Genomic DNA, 24,798 nt, shown 5'->3' on the forward strand with positions numbered 1-24,798 from the left:
TCATTTGGTATAAAGGAAAATGGATTTGACCTTACCAGGAGACCTAAGGGTTTTAATTGTCGACGACTCTAAAAGCGCGACGATTCTGATCAAACAACAGCTAGCTAGTTTAGGTATTGCGCACGAGTGTATTTTCATTGCGACGGATTATCGACAAGCCATTAAGGCTGTCGAAACGCATGCGTTTCATGTACTTCTCATTGATTACCACTTAGAGCAATCTTTTACCGGCTTTGAGCTACTAGGTATTCTGTATCGTAATCGACTTATCGACCACACGGTTGCGACGATTTTGCTCTCTGGAGATATGCGTCAAGAAACAGTGCTTACCGCCCTATCAGGGGAGGCTCACCATTTTATCTCTAAGCCAATTAACACTCAGGCATTAGGTAAAAAGATCAAAAGTGCCGTATTCGAGTCAAGACAAATAGACCAACTCAATCACCTATATCCCATTACCACACCGGAATTACTCAAACAGGCATTAGAAATAACCAGCGAGAAATCCAACGTTCAATTCGAAGCAACACTGATTGAGCACTTGATCGCTGGGAAGAAGTGGCAACTGCTCTCTAGTCTCATCACTCACTCTAAAACTAACATGCACCCAACCAAATTGGTCGCAGAAGCCTTAATTCTAGACAGCTTGGGAAAGCCGAATTTGGCAATAGAGAAACTGCACAACTACCTTATCGTGCAACCACTATCGTTAAACGTGATTGATTGCCTCAGCTGCATTTATGAAAAACACAACATGCTACTGCCCGCGTTAAAGTTGGCTATTCGCGCATTTGAGATGACGCCAAGTATTAGCCATCGCGCAATCAGAGCGATCGATTTGGCCGAGAACGCTGACAATACACACATGCTTATTAAGCTTGGTGAGATGTACGCAAGCCATATTTCACCCGCCGATATCGACGTAATACATTCTATTAGAACTCACTTCGATTCTCTTAAAGCGACGTACCAAAGAGAAACTCAAGTACAGAATAAGCGTCTTTTGCTTGAGCATGCCAACCAATTTACCGAGCTGGTCAACTTGAAGCTTCCAGCCAAACTCCAACAACAAGTCTTGGCAAGCCTAGCCCTATTTCAAAGCAATATATTGTTGATTGAAGGCAGCCCGTTAGTTGCGCACAAAAAAGTGATACGAGCGACTACATTGTTAGCTAATCAGTTTTACAATCAACCGACTTCCCTGCTATCGCAACTTTTGCCTTTGCTCCGCCACTTTGGTGAATACTCTTTGTATCACATCGTTGAGGAGTGTTTGAAATCACGCGGTGAGGCAATAAACGATAAACTGGAGTCTCGCAAAGACGACCCTTCGAACTGTATCAACATCGAAAACTCAGGATCGATCCAAGAACTACGCGACTTTATTACCAATTACCCCTATTCAGTCGCCGCTAAGCTAGACTATCTTTACGCTGTCAATAACGCATGCGTTGAAACAGACCTTAGCGACGAATACGCGGAAGATCTTATTCAGTTAGATCTTCCTCCTAGATGGAATCAATGGATTAGTGACTCATCAAAATATGGTTATTCCACTAAGCCGCCCAGCCCATTTTCAACATGCAGCCGACAGGAGTCTATATGCTAGATTTTGATGCTTTAAATGCCTACCTAGACAATGACAGAGATGTCATTTTTGCCGTGTTATCAACCTACCAAGAAGACCATGGTAATTCATTACAAGAGATCGAAGAACTGGTGCAACAGCAAGATTGGGGCAAGCTTCATTTCACGGTGCATACCTTAAAAGGCATATTAGCCAGCTTCGGGGAAGAGACAGCAACAGTTGCCCTGGAAAGAGTTGAACAAAACACGTTTAACAAAATTGCTCCTGAAGCTGATGACCTTTCACTCATCTACAGTGAGATGAAAATTATTAATCAACAAATCGATGAAGTGCTCAGCACCTATTAATCTGGATGTCGTCCCTATTAATCAAGGAAGTCGTCCCGCTTACTCCATTTTGTCCCACCACCAAATAACGATCAGTGTTGAGGTTTTGTAGAATCACAGAACCTCTACACTTGTCATTTTCGTGAATAATTTATGCCTTTCTCACCACCTATAAATTCACGTGATTTATCTAGAGCCCACACACATAACAACCCCTTTATAAAAGACTTATCTTTTTGTTTTTATTCTAAAATGCCACCTCTCAGTAGAATGTAATCTAGTTGATTATTTGTTGAGTTATTTGTGACATTCACATACCAATTTGCATTTTATTTATTGGTAAAGATAGAACTCTTATCTACACTCTAATGAAACCAAGCGTTAATCACTTGGTGGCATAATAATAAATAAAAAAACGTTCAGTCGGCTAGATAAGGACAAGGAAATGAACAACGAGAACATTGCTGCGTTTCAGGGGCTCACGGATGACACACCCATTAACGAATCATTTTCTGCCAACGCAGAACCTTATGCTCAATACTTGAAGGACATTGTAGGTATTGACCTGCTATCTCGTGAAGATGAACTTTACTACGCACGTTTAAATCGTCAGGGTGACAAAAATGCTCGTGATGTGATGATCGAGTCCAATTTACGTCTTGTTGTTAAGATCGCAAAGAGTTATCTCAAGCGTAAAGGCAACAACTTCACGCTGCTAGACCTTATCGAAGAAGGCAATATCGGTCTCATTAAGGCCATTGATAAATACGATCCAGAACCTGGCTATCGTTTTTCTACCTATGCCGTGTGGTGGATTCGTGAAAACATTGACGCTGCTTTAATGAACAAAGGGCGTACGGTTCGTTTGCCTGCTCATGTCTGTAAAGAGATTAATAGCCTTGCGTCTAAGAAGCTCGATGTAAGCAAAAAAATGCGCAAATCGGTTTCCATAACAGAGTTATCTGACAATTCCGGAATTAAACCTGAACGCGTAGATCAACTTGTCGCACTGAGCGGTTTTATCGATGTAACCACCACGGTAGATATCCACCATGCACCATTAGTTTTGGATCAATTTGAAAGTTTTGATATCCCCGATCCCCAACAAGATTTAGAAGCGCAATCGTTCACACAAGCTTTGGAGCAAATTATAGGTACTTTGCCGTCTAAATTACAGAAAGTCTTAATACACCGTTTTGGACTGTTTGATAATAAAGTTAAGACACTTTCTGAAGTGGCAGGCATGTTAGATGTGAGTGTTTCCAATGAACGAGTAAGACAGATGCAAAAAGAAGCGGTTGAAAGGGTTCAAAAGCGGCTGCAATTTGATGGATGGGTATAAATCAAAACCTATATGGTTATATTGTCAGAGGGTGAGCTTAGAGGCTTGCCCTTTTTTGTGGCTGCCTTCTAAAAAACTCAATAGCGTTACCAATACTACGTCACCTATAAAGCGTAGTACGTTCACTACGTAGGATTAGATAGTTGACATAAGTGGTCTCAAAGCGGTTCTGCTCCCACAACGATAGAATTCGCTTCGCCGCAAAATAGTAATCTTTGTTTCTCAATAGCATACCAACCGTGTTACTTAATTTCTCAAATCTGGCTTGTTCACTCTCGGATATGCAGCTCTGGTCGTTTTCAATAATTGGAGCCAATCCGTCTGCAAACCAGTTATTTAGAATTTCACGCATTTCTAATTCACACTCAGGCACGTCCACATTCGATAGCTCTCGATGTTGTGGGGGTGGCACGATGTATTTAGATGCTTGTGGCGAACTAACATATCGATACATGTCAACGCTCCTTATAAATGACTCTTTTAATAATTAAGGACATTTTTATGCGTTCTCAAGTTTTTATAGCAAACTAATCACTGAATTAATGTCAAATAAAAAGCCATGCAAGGTAGGCCCAGCATGGCTTTCGATAAGGGCAACTTTACGCTGCCCTGTCAACTTGTCGGCTCATGTAATACCAACGTTTTGGTTTAGATTGAGCTTTGATCGAAGTCGTTGCCTTGATCGTTTCCAGATTGCGAATCTGAGTCGAAGCTTCCAGAGTCGTCTGTGAAGTCAACACCTTGGTCTTGACCACCAGCACTAGTCCAGTCACTGCCACCTGATTCCATACCTGCCATGTCTGGTTGCTGCTCTTGAGTAGAACCTTGCATGGTGTATTGATCATCAACTTCAACTTCAACAGAGCCACTTGCACCGTCTATCGAACTACCCAACTCGTCGTAACCTTGGAATTGGATCTCGCTAGTGCCTTCGTAACCTTCAGGAAGCTCAACCGATACCGGTTGCTCAAGGTTACCACTGATAGTGAAGCTACCATCACCGTTATCCAACGCATTACTCACGCTAGAACCTTCAGGTAAACCAGACATTTCAGCGTAATCCACCGATTCGTTACCACTCACCTCATCAGGGATCGAGATAGAAATAGTATCTCCCGGTGCGGCTGTTACGTCAGCAACGCTGTCTTCTGCTTCAGCATCTTGAGCTTGGTCATCAGCTTGTTGTGCGACTTCCACTTGCTGCTCTTCAGTTGCTTGAGCGGCTTCTGCTTGTGGTTCATCACTCGGTGCTGAATCATCAGCTACTTGGACGCTTAAGCTATGGCTCGATACTTCACCACCATCGTTAACGTCGACATTCATCGCTAAGTTGCCGTCGAAGTCTTCGTTTGGCCAGTATGTCCATTCGCCTTCACCAGATTCAGCAAAGAAGCCTGCGTCATTCGCGTCTGCAACATCAACAACTTGAGCTGTATCGCTAACGCCTAACTCATCCACCAGCTGAGACTCTGTGATAGTTAATGAACCGTCATCCGCTAAGACGTAACCTTCACTCGCTGCTGATTCATCGCCACCTTGAATATCCACGTTGAAGAAGCTTTCGATGCGGTTTTCGCCATCGGTCGCTATAAATCCAACTTGAACATCTCCAGTGTAATCTTCAGCAGGTGTGAATTGATAATTACCTTGGTTATCGCTTTCTATCACACCCTGACCTTCCATCAAGCTCACTGACTCAATGCTCAAGCTATCGCCCTCTGCATCGCTCAGGTTCGCTAACATATCTTCGTCAGTAAACGACAAGGTTGCATCCGCTGCGATTTCCGTCGTCGTGATGCTGTTCACTTCTGGTGCTGCATTCTCTTGTGAATCGCCCTCTTTCACGACCACGCCAGTTTGCTCATCATGAAGCACGCCATCTTTATCGACCACGTAAGCAATGTCTGCTTCGCCAGTAAAGCCAGGAGCTGGTGTGAACGTCCAAGTGCCATCGCCATTATCGACAATCTCACCTTGGCTGCGGTCTGCTAGATGAACCAATTTCACTTCATCGTCACTGTCTGCATCCACATTCTCAGCCAACCCGATTAGGTCGTCCGCGGTTAGGATGATGGAATCACCCGCTACGGTTTCGAAATCACCAGAATCGATGCCATCTTCGAACGCTTCTGGCTCATCTCCATAATCGACCGTTGTTGCACTTACGGTTACGAAGAACTCACCATGGAAGTCTTCAGGAGGCGTCATTTGAATATTTGAGATATCCCAGTCGAACAAGTCAATGTATTGACCCGGTTCAGTGATCATTACGGTGTTCACACCATCAGTCACTTCGAAGCCAACAGGGAAACCAGTCATCACTAGATTACTTAGTGTTTCTGAATCATCGACTAAGCCAACGTTCAATCCTAGGTGACCCGTTTCATCTTCACCGAAGACAAGTGGACCATCATGGTCGGTTGTAATCACCGCGCCATCCGCAACAGGACGAACGTACACAGGAACATCGAGCACCGTTTCAAACTCACCATCACTCACCACAACTTGTAGGTCTGAAACGCCTGCGAAGTCGCCCGTTGGTGTGAATGTCCAAGTACCATCGCCGTTGTCTGTGACTTCTCCGCCATCTTCACCGTCTGCAGTGATAATGCGTGAAACTACAAGGTCAGCGGTATCAATGTCACCGAACAAGTTCATCAAGTCGCCAGCGTCGAAGGTGAACGCGCCATCTTCGTCTGTGGTCATCATGGCGTTACCGACATTGAATGGAGCGTCGTTAACTGGAATCACATCCACATTTAGCGAACCATCAACCACTTCTTCGCCATCAGTTGCTTGATAGCCCAGTTCTACCAAGCCATTAAAGTCTTGAGTAGTGACTAAGTGATACATGCCGTCTGGCTGCTGAGTTAAGGTCGCATTAGCTGGAGCACGAACCGTGATGCTTTCGATACTGATCTCGTCACCATCAAGATCCGACACTTGATCCGCGATGTAAGCCGGGTCAAGCACCATGACCACATCTTCTTCACCTTGCATCTCAATCGTAGGCGCTTCAGGCGCGTCGTTCACTGGCGTGACATCGATGTTGCCGTCGACAGAAATCGTATCTTGACCATCGCTAACGTTAAACGTCATTGGCACATCGCCATTGAAGTTTTCATTTGGCGTGAATGACCAAGTACCATCTTCGTTATCTAACAACTCACCTAAGCTTGGGTCAATCTGTAGGCCAGAAGCAGATAGTTCGTCAGCAGTGTTGTCAATATCCGTCGCTTGAGCCAGCAGCATTTCTTGTGTGATAAGAATGGTGCTGTCTTCGGCTGTGGTTAGGTTCACATCCTCTGATTCAGGTCCATCGTTCACAGCCAGAACTTCGATACCTGCCGTTGTTGTTGCTGTCGCACCGTCATCGTCGGTTACAACAACATCTAAGCTAATATCACCATTGAAGTTCTCGTTTGGTGTGAAGGTCACAGACCCATTGTCGTTTTGAACCAAGGTGCCATCAGAGCCAGTGTAAGTCACACTCTCTAGCGACACTTCGCCATCAACGTCTGAGCTGTTCGCAATCAATTGCTCTGGGCTAATGGTTATCGTGCCATCTTCGTTCATTTGGTAAGACGTTGAACCTGCCACTGGTGCATCATTCACATCCGTGACTGTCACATCGATGTTGGCGTCAACCGTATCAGTACCGTCAGACACTGTGAAACCAAGGTTTACATCGCCATTGAAGTTCTCATTCGGAGCAAAGCTATAAGTGCCGTCGCCGTTATCGGTGAACACACCCTCTGCACCTGTGTAAGACACATCAGTGACGGATAGGTCGTCCCCATCAATGTCCGCTGCACCTGCTAGTAGGTCCGCATCCGTGAAGATCAGCGTTCCATCTTCCTCAACAGTGAAGCTTTGATCTTCAGCCGTTGGCAAGTCGTTAACTGGGTTCACCGTTAGGTCAACACCAGCTTGAACGGTTTCAAGGCCATCCGATACATCGAAGCTTAGGTCGATGTCACCATTGAAGTTCGCATCCGGCGTGATAGTAAATGAACCATCATCGTTCGCCGTTACCGTTGCGTTGTCACCTGCACTCAAGTTGGCAGCAGTTAGGTCATCGCCATCAACATCCGATGCGTTCGCTAATAGCTGCTCTTGAGTTAGGGTAATTGAACCATCTTCATCAACTGAGTAAGCCACGCTGCCTGCAACTGGAGCATCATTAACAGCAATGACTTCAATACCAGCGGTTGTTTCAGCCGTCGCGCCATCGTCATCAATAACGGTTACATCAAGGCTGATATCACCGTTAAAGTTTTCATTGGGAGCAAAGGTCACTGAACCATCTTCATTTTGAACCAAGATACCGTCGGTACCTGAGTAGCTCACGCTATCAAGTGACACTTCGCCATCAACATCAGAGCTATTCGCAATCAATTGCTCTGGGCTCAATGTGATGGTGCCATCTTCGTTCATCTGGTAAGTCGTTGAACCTGCCACCGGTCCATCATTCACATCTGTGACTGTCACATCAATGTTGGCATCAACGGTGTCAGTACCATCCGACACAGTGAAACCAAGGTTTACGTCACCATTGAAGTTCTCATTTGGAGCAAAGCTATAAGTGCCGTCACCATTATCGGTGAATACACCGTCGGTACCCGTGTAAGACACATCAGCAACTGATAGGTCGTCACCGTCAATGTCCGCAGCACCAGCTAACAGATCCTCATCAGTGAAGGTTAGCGTTCCGTCTTCCTCAACGGTGAAGTTTTGATCTTCAGCCGTAGGCAAGTCGTTCACTGGGTTAACTGTTAGGTCAACGCCTGCTTGAACGGTTTCAAGGCCATCTGAAACGTCGAAGCTTAGGTCAATGTCGCCATTGAAGTCCGCATCCGGTGTAATCGTAAATGAACCATCATCGTTCGCCGTTACCGTCGCGTTGTCACCTGCTGTTAGGTTAGATGCCGTTAGAGTATCGCCATCAACATCAGATGCTTGAGCAAGCAGCTGCTCTTGGCTTAGGGTGATTGAGCCATCTTCATCAACTGAGTACGCCAAGTCACCTGATACTGGTGCATCGTTAACCGCGATAACATCAATGCCCGCCGTCGTTTGAGCAGTAGCACCATCTTCATCAGCCACGGTGACATCTAGACTGACATTACCGTTGAAGTTTTCGTTTGGTGCAAAACTGTAAGTACCATCGCCGTTATCGGTAAAGATACCGTCTGTGCCTGAGTAAGACACATCGCTAACGGATACATCACCTTCGATGTCTGAGCTATTTGCAAGAAGCTGTGCATCAGAAATCGTAATGACGTTATCTTCGTCAACACTGTAGGTTGTTGAACCAGCTACCGGTAAGTCATTAACGGCAATAACATCAATGCCTGCGGTTGTTTCGGCTGTGGCACCATCTTCATCCATAACGGATACATCAAGGCTGATATCGCCGTTAAAGTTTTCATTTGGCGCGAAGGTGTAAGTGCCGTCACCATTATCCGTAAACACACCATCAGTACCGCTGTAACTTACGTCACTAACAAACACTTCCCCTTCTACATCTGAGCTGTTCGCCAGAAGTTGTGCATCGCTTAGGGTGATACTGCCATCTTCTTCAACGCTGTAAGAGGTTGTGCCCGCAACGGGTACGTCATTGATTGGAACAACTTGAACATCAATGTTTGCCGATACCACATCTGTACCATCACTTACATCGTAAGTGAGGTCGACGTTACCGTTGAAGTTCTCGTTTGGAGCGAAGGTGTAAGTACCATCACCATTATCCGTGAACACACCATCTGTGCCTTCGTAATTAACAGACTCAACGGACAGATCATCACCGTCGATATCCGTAGCACCAGCCAGTAACTGCTCATCTGTGAAGGTTAACGAGCCATCTTCGTTAATGGTGTAGTCATGGTCGTAAATCACAGATAGGTCGTTGACTGCCGTGACTGTCACATCAAGCTCAGCAGGAGTCACTCCACCGTTACCATCATCTACGTTGTAGCTAATGGAGAATTCACCGTTGAAGTTCTCTTCCGGCGTAATGGTGTAGGTACCGTCACCATTGTCAGTGATCAGAGCGTTCTCGATGGAAATGTCACCAACACTTGGTTCGTTACCATCGGTATCGCCCAAATCACCGTCTTCTTCGCCGCTTAGCAATTCAGAAATGTCGATACCGTTTTCATTCGCAAGCGCTTCTTCTGCCGTTGGCAAATCGAACGCATTTTGAGTGCCGACATCTTGGCTTGGAACAATGATGCCATTCACGATATCAAATACATGCCAGTGATCACCTGATGGGTTATCAGATAAATCTGGGCTGAAGGTTTCAACCAATGTATCGCCTACAAACACCTGAACTTGTACATCTTCAACACCATCTACATCCCAACTTCTGTTGGTGTAGTTGTGTACTGAATAGTGCATGTCAGCATCTTGGTAGTTTGGAATGGTAATGGTTTCAGGACCATGGCCATTTACATCATCAACATCTTGTTGAACAACGTTACCTTCACCAAGATCATGGCTCATGTCGCGGTAGTAAATATGGTCTAGCTCATTGCCATTCTCTGTATCGTATAGCCATAAGTGGTTATCCATATCTCGAGGACTTTCACCCCAAGTCACCACGATACGCATATCTGTTTCTTCAAGTACTTCAGATATAGCAGTTACGCCACCATTCACATCTTCGCCCGCAGGGACAAGGAAGCTACTGGTGATTGAACCTTCTTGCTCAATGGTGACCGTACCTTGGTCAACGACTGAACCTGTAACAGAGTAGTTTCCTGAATCATCCGTTACTGTGGTGTAGCTATTGCCAGCGCTGTCGGTCAGGGTGACTTCTGCACCAGACACTGGATTACTGGTTTCAGCATCCAACACTGTACCGGTTACGGTTGTTTCATCGCCCTGCTCTCCAATAATTGCGGTCATGTCATCGTCTTCGATGTCAGTCGCGAATTGTAGGAGCTCTTCTTGAGTAATGGTGTATGAACCATCTTCTTCAATGGTTATCGCCACATCAGCAGAAACAATTGGCGCGTCGTTAACTGGGTCAACGGTTAAGCCTAAGTTAGCGGCAATTGGGGTGTCGCCATCGTTGATGCTGTAGGCAACGTCGATGTAGCCATTGAAGTTTTCGCTTGGAGTGATTGAGAACGTGCCATCGCCATTATCGACAATCGTTGCATCGTCACCCACTAAGGTTAAGTCGGAAGCGACAAGGTCGTCACCCTCAATATCAGCGGCATTCGCAAGTAGCTGCTCTTGAGTGATCGTGATGGTGTTATCTTCATCAACATTAGCGTACACATCGTCACTGGTTGGTAAATCGTTCACTGGGTTAACGGTTAGGTCAACACCAGCTTGTACCGTTTCTAAGCCGTCTGATACATCGAAGCTTAGGTCAATGTCGCCGTTGAAATCAGCATCCGGCGTGACCGTGAAGGTACCATCGCCATTATCAACAACGGTCGCGTTATCCCCTGCACTTAGGTTGCTGGCTGTTAGATCATCACCATCGACATCCGATGCTTGAGACAGCAACTGCTCTTGAGTCAGAGTAATTGAACCATCTTCATCAATGCTGTACGCCAAGTCGCCCGATACTGGTGGATCATTAATTGGTAGAACATCAATGCTTGCCGTTGTGGCGGTCGTTGCACCATCCTCGTCGGTTACCACTACATCAAGGCTTACATCACCATCGAAGTTTGCGTTTGGCGCGAAGCTGAATGTTCCATCGCCATTGTCAGTAAAGATACCGTCAGCGCCTGTGTAGTTCACGCTGTCAATCGCCACTTCGCCTTCAACGTCTGAAGAGTTCGCCAACAGTTGATCTGAACTGATGGTGATAACTTCATCTTCATTCACTGAGTAGCTGGTTGAGCCAGCAATTGGTGGATCGTTAACCTCAAGAACGGTAATTCCAGCTGTAGTCGCTTCAGTTGCACCGTCTTCATCTGTCACAACAACGGCCAAGCTTACTTCGCCATTGAAGTTCTCGTTTGGAGAGAAGATGTAGGTGCCGTCACCGTTGTCTTCGAACACACCATCACTGCCAGTGTAAGACACGCTATCAATCGCCACTTCACCTTCAACATCAGAAGAGTTAGCCAATAGCTGCTCGTTACTGATGGTGATCGAGTTGTCTTCATGGACCGTGTAAGACGTGCTGCCTGCCACCGGTGGGTCGTTCTCAGGAGTCACGCTCACATCAATGTTGGCTTGAACCGTATCTGTGCCATCTGACACATCAAAACTAAAGTTCACATCACCATTGAAGTTCTCGTTAGGTGCAAAGCTGTAGCTGCCATCACCATTATCAGTAAGCACACCGTCAGCGCCTGTGTATGTCACGCTTTCAACCGCTAGTGTGTCACCTTCAACATCCGTAGCACCTGTTAGTAGGTCTTCATCTGTGAAGTTAAGAACACCATCCTCACCAATGGTGAATGTTTGGTCTTGTGGCTCTGGCGCGTCATTGACTGGTGTTACCGTCAAGTCTAAGCCCGCTGCCACCATCTCCTCTCCATCGGTGACATCGTAACTAAATTCGATATTACCGTTGAAGTTTTCACTTGGTGTAATGGTGAAACTGCCATCGTCGTTCATTTCGACGGTCGCATTTTCATCATTGGTGGTTAAGTTGATTGCGGATAGATCATCACCATCAATATCGACAGCGTGTTCTAGTAGTTGCTCTTGCGTTAACGTGATGCTGTTGTCTTCTGCTGTGACTGCGCTGATATCACCTTCTACCTCTGGTGCATCATTCGCAGGCGAGATGTGAATCGTCACATCTTGCGTCGCTGTTGCGGTTGTACCGGTATCAACATCTGTTGATGTCGCATTAACCGTCAACACCACATCGCCATTGAAATCACCTGAAGGAATAAACTCTAACCCTGCAAGTTCTTCTGGCTGTAGAGACCATGTGCCATCGCCGTTGTCGGTACCTGCAGAAAGCGAACTTCCCTCTGGTACATCTTCAATCAAGATAGCGAGATTTTCTGAACCATCGGTATCCGTTAATGCAGCATCAATATCCAGTGGAACTGGTGTGTCTTCGGTACCAATGATTTGGTAATCCGCGTCAGACACTGATATTTCGATGTTGTCGATACCAAACGACTCGTCATTAACGCTTTGATTCAAGGTTGAACCAAAGCCAAGTTCAAGTTGGCCGTCTTCAACCGGCACCGTTAGGTTGATTTGGTGTGCTTGGTCATTCCATCCACTGAAGCCCTCACCTTGCGACACGCCATGAACCACTTCGCCGACTTCGTTACCTTCTGAGTCGTAAAGCGTTGTTGTGCCATCTTGCGTACGGAACGCAGAATTATCTAATGTAGTTAGCTCTTCGCCACCAACAAAGATTTGGAACGACTCACCATCCCAAGAGTCGATTTCGTAGAAGCTAAACGAGATATTAACTTCGCTTACATCACTTGGAATGTCGTAAGTTTTGCTTACAGCCTCCTCGCCACCAGTGCCACCAATACGACCTAGCATGTCGCCAGATTCAAAGCCTTGTGAGCTTTCAGTGCCTGTATTCCAACCGTTTGAGCCAGACTCGAAGTTGTCTGAAGCAATCACTAGGTCAGAAGCAATCGACAGCTCTGGCATATCAACCACAGATTGAACATCAATCGTCGCTTCTGCTGGTACTGTTGCCGTGCCGTCATTCACGTCGAACGTCACATTCACATTGCCGTCGAAGTTTTCATTCGGAGCGAATGTGTAAGTGCCGTCACCGTTATCAACCAAAGTACCGCTATCTGAAGCCACATTTTCAACCGATAGGTTATCGCCATCAATGTCGCCCGCATTTTGCAGTAGCTGCTCTTCAGTGAACGTGAAGCTGGTGTCTTCTTGAGTCACAAATTGTGGCTCGCCGACTGTTGGTAGGTCGTTGACTGGGTTAACCGTTAGATCAGCCGTTGCTTGAATCGTCTCATCACCATCGGTAATGTCGAAGTTCAAATCAATGTCGCCATTGAAGTCAGCATCTGGTGTAATAGTAAAGCTACCATCATCGTTTGCTGTTACTGTCGCATTGCCGTCAACGGTCAGGTTAGATACCGATAGGTCGTCACCATCAACGTCACCCGCTTGAGCAAGTAATTGCTCTTGACTTAGGTTAATCGAGCCATCTTCATCGACACTGTATGCCAATTCACCAGATACCGGAGCATCGTTAACAGGCAGAACATCAATGCTTGCTGTTGTGGTTGCCGTTGCACCATCTTCGTCCGTTACGACAACATCAAGGCTGACATCACCGTCGAAGTTTGCGTTTGGAGCGAAGCTGAATGTTCCATCACCATTATCAGTAAAGATGCCGTCTGAACCGGTGTAGTTGACGCTATCAATCGCCACTTCACCTTCGATATCAGAAGCGTTCGCCAACAGTTGCTCTGAACTGATGGTGATAACTTCGTCCTCGTTGACTGAGTAACTCGTTGAGCCTGCGATTGGTGGATCGTTCACCTCAAGTACAGTAATACCCGCGGTGGTCGCTTCAGTTGCGCCCTCTTCATCAGTTACGACAACATCAAGGCTAACTTCGCCGTTGAAGTTTTCGTTTGGTGAGAAGGTGTAAGTACCGTCACCGTTGTTTTCAAAGACACCGTCAGCGCCAGTGTAAGTCACGCTGTCAACGGCCACATCACCCTCAATGTCCGAAGAGTTAGCAAGTAACTGTTCGTCACTGATGGTAATTGAGTTGTCTTCATGAACGGTGTAAGACGTGCTACCTGCAACCGGAGGATCGTTCTCTGGTGTCACACTCACATCGATGTTCGCCTGAACCGTATCCGTGCCATCTGACACATCAAAGCTGAAGCTCACATCGCCATTGAAGTTCTCGTTTGGCGCGAAGCTGTATGTGCCGTCACCATTATCGGTAAGCACACCGTCAGCGCCCGTATAGTTTACACCTTCGACTGATAGGTCATCCCCATCGATATCGGTAGCACCTGTTAGCAAGTCTTCATCAGTGAAGTCCAAGGTGCCGTCTTCGCCAATGCTGAAGGTTTGATCTTGTGGCTGTGGCAGGTCATTAACAGGGTTAACCGTTAAGTCAGCCGTAGCGACTAATGTGTCTGTACCATCGTTAATGTCGAACGTGAGGTCGATGTCTCCATTGAAGTTCGCATCAGGAACAATGGTAAAGCTACCGTCATCGTTCGCCGTTACAGTCGCATCCCCATCAACCATTAAGTTAGAAGCGGTAAGGTCATCCCCTTCCACGTCACTTGCTTGAGACAGAAGCTGCTCTTGGCTTAGTGTGATTGAGCCGTCTTCTTCTACGCTGTAAGCCAAGTCACCCGACACAGGCACATCATTGATTGGTAAGACATCTACCGTAATGTAAGTATCAACTTGAGCACCATCTTCATCTTGAATGGTCACATCCAATTGCACTTGGCCGTTGAAGTTTTCATTCGGTGCAAAGCTACAAGTGCCATCACCATTAATTGAGAAGATGCCATCTGGACCATCGTAGTTAATCTCAACTAACTCAACGTCGCCTTCAATATCTGACGCGTTAAGCAGTACTTGAGACTCACTGAATGTCAGTACAGAATCTTCATCAATGGTGTAAGACGTTGGACCTGCAACCGGAGGATCGTTCACCTCTAGAACCGTAATTCCAGCTGTGGTTGCTTCAGTGGCACCATCTTCATCGGTCACAACAACATCAAGGCTGACTTCACCGTTGAAGTTCTCGTTTGGAGAGAAGGTGTAAGTTCCGTCACCATTGATTTCAAGTACACCATCGCCGCCACTGTAAGTCACGCTATCAATCGCCACTTCCCCTTCGATATCCGACGAGTTCGCAAGCAATTGTTCGTTGCTGATCGTGATGGAGTTATCTTCATGAACGGTGTAAGACGTGCTGCCAGCAACAGGAGGATCATTCTCAGGTGTTACGCTTACATCAACGTTAGCAGTAACCGTGTCTGTGCCATCGGACACATCAAACGTAAAGTTAACATCACCGTTGAAGTTCTCATTCGGCGCGAAGCTGTATGTACCGTCACCGTTATCAGTTAATACACCATCTGCACCAGTGTATGTGACGCCTTCAACGCTCAGGTCATCCCCTTCAATGTCTGTAGCACCTGTTAGTAGGTCTTGGTCAGTAAAGGTTAATACACCATCTTCGTTTACTGTGAAGGCTTGATCTTGCGCTTCAGGACCATCATTCACGGGTGAAACAGTCAGTTCTAGGTTGGTTGAAACAACATCATCACCATCAGATACATCGAAGGTAAAGCTTACATCACCGTTGAAGTCAGCATCTGGTGTCAATGTGTATGTGCCATCACCGTTATCTGTAATAGTCACACTGTCATCGTCAGTTGCTAAGTTGAGCGCTGTTAACTGGTCGCCATCTAAGTCACGAGCGTTGGCCAACAGGTCTTCTTGCGTGATGATGATGGAGCCATCTTCTTCCACTGTTGCAGCAACAGGTAGTGCTTCAGGAGCATGTTCAATATGTGCACCTGTCGCATTGATGTGAATGGTTTGAGATACCGTCTCAGAGTCATCGTTTGATAGCTCGGTTGCGGTTGCAGTTACGTTGATTTCAATTTGTTCATTGAAATCTTCTGGCAGTTGAATCTGCAGCTCTTGTGCAATTGCTGTTGTTGGTATATCAACTGAGCCATCAGGACCAACGGTAATTTCACCGCTATAGATTTGGCTGTTCACCTCACCTACATCAATAGTGAAGTTGAAGTCGGTATAGTCAGCATCACCGCCACCATAAAGATCTTCAAATCCGTAAACCAGTTCACCATCTTCATTCACCGTGGTTCGTGTATGCTCGATACCATCTTGGTTTAGTTGAGCGCTTGAACCACCATGGAAGATAGCGTCTCCATTCTGGCCTTGAATCACTGTTTCAGTGCCATCGGCAGCAACAAACACAAGTTGAGGATCAACCGTGTCCATATTTGCAGGCGAACCATCTTCAGCACGGAACTCATACTGACCTTCTTGCATCGCGTCAAAGTCGTTGTGCTGATGCCCGTTTGGAATCAAGAACAGGTTGAAGCTTTCACCTTCTGCAACTTGGAAGCTGAATTGATCTTGCCCTGGGACAAGGTCACCGCCACCACCAACTTGTGATGCGTTTTCGTAAACAACTTCAACACCTGTGATGTTGCCGTCTTCGTCAACTTTGTAGTAACCCGCTGCGTTTTGGTAGCCCGCGGTTTCGCCTTCAAACGTTACTGTGATTTCAGTATCGTTGAAACTGGTAATACCGTTCTCTTGGTCATTCAGAACGCCTTCGTTATCGTATTGGATAACCGAGCCTTCTGGCACACCATCTACCGTTACAGTGAGTGTTTCAGACAAGTCTTGGTCGACAAGTGCCGCAGCAATGTTCAGTTCAACAATACCGCCTGGCTCAACCAAAATCGCCTGGTCGTCGACGTTAACACCATCACCATCGGTAATCACAAGATCCGGCGCATCCGCGACCGCTTCAATGTGAACATTGAGGTCTTGCTCTACCTCATCAGTACCATCAGTCACTGTGAAGCTGAACTGTAAGTCACCGCTAAAGTGCTCTTCAGGAACAAAGCTGAACGTGCCATCACCGTTGTCGGTAACCGTTCCTTCATCACCAGAGTAGTTGATGCTGGTAACACTTAGGTCGTCGCCATCAATATCAATCGCACCACTCAATAGATCTTCTTGAGTGAACAGGATGCTGCCATCCTCTTCGATGTGGTACATGCCTGGAGCAACAATTGGAATGTCATTCACCGGATTCACGGTCAATGTCATGTCATTAGAAGTACTTAGCTCACCATCGCTCACCTCATAAGTGAATGCGATATCACCGTTGAAGTTCTCCGAAGGTGTCACCGTGTAAGTGCCATCGCCATTATCTAGAATGCTTGCATTTGGATCGTTAGTTTCCAATGAACTTGCAAACAGCTCGTCGCCATCTTGATCAGTTGCGTTTTCAAGCAGCATTTCTTGTGTAACAAGGATCGAGCCATCTTCGTCGACATTGGCAACCATTGGCGTTGCTTCTGGCGCGTCATTGACGAATTCAACTTTTAAGTCGATGTTTGCTGCAACTACATCCGTGCCATCGCTCACATCAAACGCTAAATCAACATTACCGAAGAAGCCCTGCTCTGGCGTCAATGTATATGTACCGTCGCCGTTATCGGTGACTTCAACTGTGTCGCTGGTGCTTGTAACATTCACTACAGACAGCTCATCGCCTTCGACATCGGTTGCTTGTGCTAATAGCTCAGCTTCAGTAATCGTAATCGCTTGACCATCTTCCGTCGTGAAAGACATATCCGGTACGTCAGGAGCGTCATTGATTGGATTTACTGTTAAGTTCAGGTCTGCTGCCACTGTCTCAATGGCATCAGTCACATCATAAGTGAATTCAATCTCACCAAAGAAATCTGCACTTGGTGTGATAGTGAAGCTGCCATCAGAGTTTTCTACGATAACCGCATTTGGATCGTTGGTTGCTAAGTTAACCGCTTCAAGATTATCACCATCAACATCCGTCGCGTTCGCTAACAAGTCTTCTTGTGTAATGGTGATTGAACCATCTTCATCCACCGCCGCTTCAATTGGACCACTCACTTCAGGGCCTTCGTTGACAATCTCAACGTCAACTGTCGCTGTGCTAGGTGCGCTCGCTTGGCCGTCGCTGATATCGAAAGTCAGATTAACTTCACCGTAGAAGTTCTCTGCTGGTTCGAAGGTGAACGTGTTGTCGCCGTTATCGGTCAACATACCTTGCGTTTGGTCTGCAAGTAATAGGTTTTCGACATGGAGAATGTCACCATCGACATCCGTCGCGCCAGACAATAGGTCTTTCGCTTCGATGATCATGGAGCCGTTTTCAAGCATTTGGGTATGTAGCGGTTCACCTGGAACTGGAATATCGTTAACAGGGACTACCGTTAGGTCTAGGTGTGTTGCCACTTCATCGGTACCATCGAACACCTTGTAGTCAATATCGATTTCACCATTGAAGTTTTCATTCGGCATGAAGGTAAATGTGCCGTCACCATTGTCGACTAAGTCACCATCATCACCACCGTAAGTGATGTCAGATATAGACAGCGTATCGCCCTCTACGTCTGTCGTGTTCGCCAACAGGTCATCGGCACTGAACGTGATGCCTACATCTTCGTCTGTCGATAGAACAATTGGACCAGACACAATCGGCGCATCATTCACCGATTCAAAATTGATGTTGATAATGTTGTCGTCGGTTAGCTCACCATCACTGACTTGGTAACCTAGCTCGATTTCACCGTGGAAGTTTTCATCCGGTGTTACCGTCCAAGTGCCATCGCCATTATCTGTCAGCGTTGCGTGCTCTGAGTTTTCACCAACCAGCTCTAGGTTTTGAATATCAAGATCATCACCATCAATGTCTGATGCTTGAGCTAATAACTGCTCTTCAGTAATCACAACAGACGCAAACTGAGCAGAACCTTCTGTATCGATAGTGATATTTGGAAGGTCAGCCGTTAGTTCAATCTCGTTATCACCCGCATGGATGTTTAACTCAACCGTTTCAGTGATTTCAGAACCGTCTACACCAATTGATGTGAACACGGCTTCATCATGACACGTTTGTGACACTGTCATGTTCTGAACAACGTAAGTGCCGTTACCTTGTATTGTACCCAATTCAAAGTAAGACACTGGTTGATCAACCGTTAGCGTGTAGTCTGTCTCGAACGTACCACGGTCTTCTTTGTGGTAAGTCATCGAGTCGATCATGTCGCCATCTTCATTGAAGGCGCGAATTTCCACCTCTGTAAAGTGACGCGACTCCTCCATGAACCAGCCACCCAAGCCATCTAGGTGGAAACTGATTTCATTGATGTCTTGCCCTTCAACAGAAATCGTCAGTTTCTCATCACCACTCAGGCCTTGACGGTCGGTATCACCAATACCATGACCGATATGAGTATTGCCATTCCAAGCGCCAAGCGGATCATCGTTACTTTGCACGGTAACGGTTAGGTCGCCATCTGAGAACTCACGAGTGTATGGGTCTACTTCTGTACCCCAATCATCTACGCTCGCATTATCATCGAAGGTACCAATTTGTGTGGTGTGGGTGCCGTTCGCAAGTGCCTCTTCACTTGGAACAAAGCGTACTTCTGTATCAGCTGGCACCTCTTGTCCAACTTCCAGAACTACCCACTCATTATCCAGATTTGCTTCAATGATGCCGTTTTCTGGTGCTTGATCCAGACGTAGTGCTGGCTCTTCACGAAGCGTGACACCAACCGTTTGGTCTTCTTGCGCTTGAATGAAGATCTCTTCGCCTGCTTCTGGCGCATCATTAACTGGATTAACGGTTAGATCGAGTGTAGTCAGAACTTCGTTGTCACCATCACTGATGCTGTATGTGAAGTCCAACTCGCCATTGAAGTTCTCGGTATGCGTGATAGTGAATGAACCATCGTCATTTGCAACGATAGTCGCGTCAGGATCATTGGTTTGAAGGTTAGACGCCGTTAGATCATCACCTTCAACGTCCGTTGCATTCGCTAGTAACTGCTCTTGAGTAATGGTGATTGCGTTGTCTTCATCGACTTCAGCTTGAATGCCTGATGTTTCAGGGCCGTCATTCACAGCAATAACATCGATACCCGCAGTGGTTGTAGCAGTAGCGCCATCTTCGTCAACGACAACAACATCAAGTGAGATATCACCGTCGAAGTTTTCGTTTGGCGTAAAGGTAAATGTGCCATTACCGTTATCAACGAATGTGCCATCATCGCCGCCATAACTCACACTTGATAGTGAAACATCGCCTTCGACATCTGACGAATTCGCCAGTAGCTGTTCTGCACTGATGGTAATTTGGCCATCTTCTTGAACCGTGTATGACGTTGAGCCCGCGATAGGTGGATCATTCTCAGGTGTCACGCTGACATCAATAACAGCAGCCGTCGATCCGGTACCATCAGAAACATCGAATGAGAATTGAACATCACCATTGAAGTTCTCGTTTGGTGCAAAGCTGTAAGTACCGTCACCGTTGTCACTCAGAACACCGTCTGCACCTGTGTAAAGTACATTTTCAATCGACAGTTCGTCACCATCAATATCCGATGCTCCAGCAAGTAGGTCTTCATCGGTAAACAGTAATGTGCCATCTTCTTCAATGGTGAACTGCTGATCTTGCGCTTGTGGCAAGTCGTTCAGTGGATTGACTGTGATATCGAGACCAACTTGAACCTCACCACCATCGTTATCAATGATATCGAAGCTTAGGTCTAGGTCGCCGTTGTAATCAGCGTCAGGAGTAATGGTATAGCTACCATCCTCGTTTTGCTGGATAGTCGCGTTTTCATCCGTCGATAAGTTTATCGCTTCAAGATTATCGCTATCAATATCGCCTGCTCGCGCTAGCAATTGATCTTGTGTCAGCGTAATTGAACTGTCTTCGTTGATGGTGTAAGCCAAGTCACCGGATACTGGTGGATCGTTAATTGGCAGAACATCAACATTGATGTGAGTTTCAACCGTTGCGCCATTCTCATCTTGAATCGTAACATCAAGCTGAACCTGACCATTGAAGTTTTCATTTGGCGCGAAACTGCATGTACCATCACCATTGACGGTAAAAATACCGTCTGACCCGTCGTAGTTGATACCGACAAGCTCAACGTCACCTTCAACGTCTGAGGCATTCACAAGGATCTGAGATTCACTGAACGTTAGAACAGAATCTTCATCAATCGTGTAAGACGTTGGCCCTGCAACAGGTGGATCGTTTACTTCAAGAACGGTAATGCCTGCTGTGGTTTCATCAATTGCACCCTCTTCATCTGCAACAATCACATCAAGGCTAATATCACCGCTGAAGTTTTCATTAGGAAGGAAAGTGTAGCTGCCGTCACCGTTATCTTGGAATACACCATCTGTGCCACTGTAGGTCACAGTATCAACCGACACCGCACCTTCAATATCCGAAGAGTTAGCTAATAATTGCTCATCAGAAATGGTGATCGCATTGTCTTCGTTCACCATGTACGAAGTGGAACCCGCGACTGGCGGATCATTCTCAGGCGTCACGCTCACGTCAATGTTTGCGCTAACCGTTTCTGTGCCATCATAGACATCGAAACTGAAGTTCACATCACCATTGAAGTTCTCATTTGGTGCAAAAGTATAAGTACCGTCACCGTGGTCAGTTAGAACACCATCGCTACCGGTGTAACTAATTCCCTCAACCGTAAGGTCATCGCCATCCACATCAGTTGCGCCAGACAGTAAGTCTGCATCTGTGAATTGCAGAGTACCGTCTTCTTCAATACTAAATTGTTGATCTTGAGGAACCGGTAGATCGTTAACTGGATTAACAGTCAGATCCGCTGTGGCTTGGACGGTATCTGTGCCATCAGTGATATTGAATTGGATATCAATATCACCGTTAAAGTTAATGTCAGGAACAATGGTGAAGCTGCCATCATCATTGGCCGTTACTGTTGCGTTACCATCGACAGTTAAGTCACTCGCGGTTAGGTCATCTCCTTCTACATCCGATGCTTGAGACAACAACTGATCTTGGCTCAATGTAATTGAACCATCTTCATTTACGTTGTATGCCAAATCACCAGAAACAGGTGCATCATTGATCGGCAATACATCGACGTTCATAACCGTTTCAACTTCAGCACCATCTTCATCTCGAATCGTCACGTCAAGCTGAACTTGGCCATTGAAGTTCTCATTAGGAGCAAAGCTACAAGTACCATCTCCATTTACGGAGAAGATACCATCTGGACCGTCATAGCTAATACCAACAAGCTCTACGTCCCCTTCTACATCCGAAGCGTTAAGCAGCACTTGTGACTCGCTAAACGTGAGTACAGAGTCTTCATCAATGGTATAAGACGTTGGTCCTGCAACGGGTGGATCGTTCACTTCAAGAACATTAATACCAGCCGTTGTAGCATCCGTCGCGCCATCTTCATCGGCAACAACGACATCAAGTGATATCTCACCGCTATAGTTTTCATTTGGTGAGAATGTGTATGTACCATCACCATTGATTTCCAATACACCGTCACTGCCTGAATACGTCACACTGTCGATAGAAACATCGCCTTCAATATCTGAAGAAGTTGCCAACAGTTGTGCATCAGAAATAGTAATCGAGTTATCTTCATTTACGGTGTAAGACGTCGAGCCCGCAACTGGAGGATCATTTTCCGGAGTCACGCTAACATCAATGTTTGCCGACACTGTGCCAGTACCATCAGACACATCGAAGCTGAAGCTCACATCGCCATTGAAGTTCTCATTTGGCGCAAAGCTATAAGAGCCATCACCATTATCGGTCAGTACGCCATCAGTGCCTTCATAAGAGATCCCTTCAACAGTTAAGTTATCTCCCTCAACATCAGTTGCACCGTTTAGTAGGTCTGCATCCGTAAAGACAAGCGTACCGTCTTCTTCAATACTGAACTCTTGGTCTTGAGGAACTGGTAAGTCATTGATTGGATTGACGGTTAAGTCAGCAGAGGCTTGAACCGTGTTAGTGCCATCAGAGATATCAAAGCTGATGTCGATGTCACCGTTAAAGTTTTCATCCGGTGTTATGGTGAAGCTGCCGTCATCGTTCTGAACAACTGTTGCATCGCCATCGACCGTAAGGCCACTCGCAGTAAGATCATCGCCTTCCACGTCTGATGCTTGCGAAAGTAGTTGCTCTTGGCTCAGACGAATCGAACCGTCTTCATCAACTGAGTAAGCTAAGTCGCCGGATACAGGTGCATCATCAACTGCAGTTACACTGACGTCGATGTTCGCAGAGACTGTATCGGTACCGTCAGACACATCGAAGCTAAAGTTAACGTCACCATTGAAGTTCTCGTTTGGTGCGAAGGTGTATGTACCATTGCCATTGTCGGTGAGAATGCCGTCACCGCCATCATAAGTTACCCCTTCAACCGATAGGTTATCGCCTTCAATGTCCGTTGCACCTGTTAGCAGGTCTGCATCAGTAAAGATGAGCGTACCGTCTTCTTCTACGCTGAATTGTTGGTCTTGTGGAACAGGTAAATCATTGACTGGGTTTACTGTTAGATCAGCAGAGGCTTGAACTGTGTTAGTGCCATCAGAGATATCAAATTGAATATCAATGTCACCGTTAAAGTTCTCGTCTGGCGTGATAGTAAAGCTACCATCATCGTTTTGAGTAACCGTCGCATCACCATCAACCGTTAGGCTGCTAGCAGTTAGATCGTCACCCTCTACGTCAGAAGCTTGGGATAGCAACTGTTCTTGGCTTAAACGAATCGAACCGTCTTCATCTACTGAGTACGCTAGATCACCCGATACTGGCGCATCATCAACAGCTGTTACGCTCACATCAATGTTCGCAGAGACTGTATCGGTACCGTCAGACACATCGAAGCTAAAGTTTACATCGCCATTGAAGTTCTCGTTTGACGCAAAGGTATAGGTACCATTACCGTTATCGGTAAGAATACCGTCGCCACCATCGTAGGTCACACCTTCAACAGTAAGGTTGTCGCCTTCAATGTCCGTTGCGCCTGTTAACAAGTCAGCATCAGTGAAGATTAGCGTACCGTCTTCCTCAACAGAGAACTGTTGATCTTGAGGCACCGGCAGGTCGTTAACTGGATTTACTGTTAGGTCGGCAGACGCTTGAACCGTATTGGTGCCATCGGAGATATCAAAGCTAATGTCGATATCACCATTGAAGTTCTCATCTGGCGTGATGGTGAAGCTGCCATCATCGTTTTGTACAACGGTTGCATCGCCATCCACCGTTAGGCTGCTAGCAGTAAGATCATCACCCTCTACGTCAGAAGCTTGAGATAGCAACTGTTCTTGACTTAAACGGATCGAACCGTCTTCATCAATTGAGTATGCTAGGTCGCCAGACACAGGAGCATCATCAACCGCAGTAACACTTACATCGATGTTTGCAGAAACAGTATCAGTACCATCAGACACATCGAAGCTAAAGTTTACATCGCCATTGAAGTTCTCATTTGGCGCAAAGGTATAGGTGCCATTGCCGTTATCGGTGAGAATGCCTTCACCGCCATCATACGTTACCCCTCCAACCGATAGGTTATCGCCTTCAATGTCCGTTGCACCTGTTAGCAGGTCTGCATCGGTAAAGTTAAGCGTACCATCCTCTTCAACACTGAACTGTTGGTCTTGAGGAACAGGCAGATCGTTAATTGGGTTAACTGTTAGGTCCGCAGATGCTTGAACCGTGTTAGTGCCATCTGAAATATCGAAGCTGATATCGATGTCACCGTTAAAGTTTGCATCTGGTGTGATGGTGAAACTGCCGTCATCGTTTTGAACGACAGTTGCATCGCCATCGACCGTTAGGCCACTCGCAGTAAGGTCATCGCCTTCCACGTCTGACGCTTGTGAAAGTAGTTGCTCTTGGCTCAGGCGGATAGAGCCGTCTTCATCAACTGAGTAAGCTAAGTCGCCAGATACCGGTGCATCATCAACTGCAGTTACACTGACGTCGATGTTCGCAG

5 protein-coding genes are annotated in these 24,798 nt (G+C 46.3%); 3 read left to right on the top strand and 2 right to left on the bottom strand.

Annotated features, from left to right (window positions below; all coding sequences use genetic code 11):
- Positions 1-19 precede the first annotated feature (19 nt).
- The 3 genes from OH460_RS03520 (at position 20) to OH460_RS03530 (ending at position 3,256) form a co-directional block, all read left to right on the top strand.
- Positions 20-1,609 (top strand): response regulator, encoded by a 1,590-nt coding sequence (locus tag OH460_RS03520; RefSeq protein ID WP_269995105.1) that lies wholly within the window; start codon positions 20-22, stop codon positions 1,607-1,609.
- On the top strand, positions 1,603-1,935 hold the full coding sequence (locus OH460_RS03525; protein ID WP_269995107.1) for an Hpt domain-containing protein: 333 nt from the start codon (positions 1,603-1,605) through the stop codon (positions 1,933-1,935). Before OH460_RS03520 ends, OH460_RS03525 begins: the two co-directional genes overlap by 7 nt.
- A 424-nt stretch (positions 1,936-2,359) precedes the next feature.
- Complete coding sequence (locus OH460_RS03530; RefSeq protein WP_269995109.1) at positions 2,360-3,256, top strand: sigma-70 family RNA polymerase sigma factor; 897 nt, start codon at positions 2,360-2,362, stop codon at positions 3,254-3,256.
- A 100-nt stretch (positions 3,257-3,356) separates the two neighbouring features.
- Here the strand turns inward: OH460_RS03530 and OH460_RS03535 are convergent, their stop codons facing one another.
- Positions 3,357-3,710, bottom strand: a complete 354-nt coding sequence (locus OH460_RS03535; RefSeq protein ID WP_105058132.1) for a hypothetical protein — start codon at positions 3,708-3,710, stop codon at positions 3,357-3,359.
- 194 nt (positions 3,711-3,904) lie between these two features.
- Positions 3,905-24,790, bottom strand: a complete 20,886-nt coding sequence (locus OH460_RS03540) for a tandem-95 repeat protein (RefSeq protein WP_443088672.1) — start codon at positions 24,788-24,790, stop codon at positions 3,905-3,907.
- Between the last annotated feature and the right edge of the window lie 8 nt (positions 24,791-24,798).

Origin of the sequence: Vibrio sp. Makdt, from assembly GCF_027587015.1 — a bacterium.
Classification (GTDB): Bacteria; Pseudomonadota; Gammaproteobacteria; order Enterobacterales; family Vibrionaceae; genus Vibrio; species Vibrio chagasii_B.

Coding starts and splice junctions, on each gene's coding strand:
- OH460_RS03520 (WP_269995105.1), top strand. CDS start 20: ATGGATTTGACCTTACCAGGAGACCTAAGGGTTTTAATTGTCGACGAC.
- OH460_RS03525 (WP_269995107.1), top strand. CDS start 1,603: ATGCTAGATTTTGATGCTTTAAATGCCTACCTAGACAATGACAGAGAT.
- OH460_RS03530 (WP_269995109.1), top strand. CDS start 2,360: ATGAACAACGAGAACATTGCTGCGTTTCAGGGGCTCACGGATGACACA.
- OH460_RS03535 (WP_105058132.1), bottom strand. CDS start 3,710: ATGTATCGATATGTTAGTTCGCCACAAGCATCTAAATACATCGTGCCA.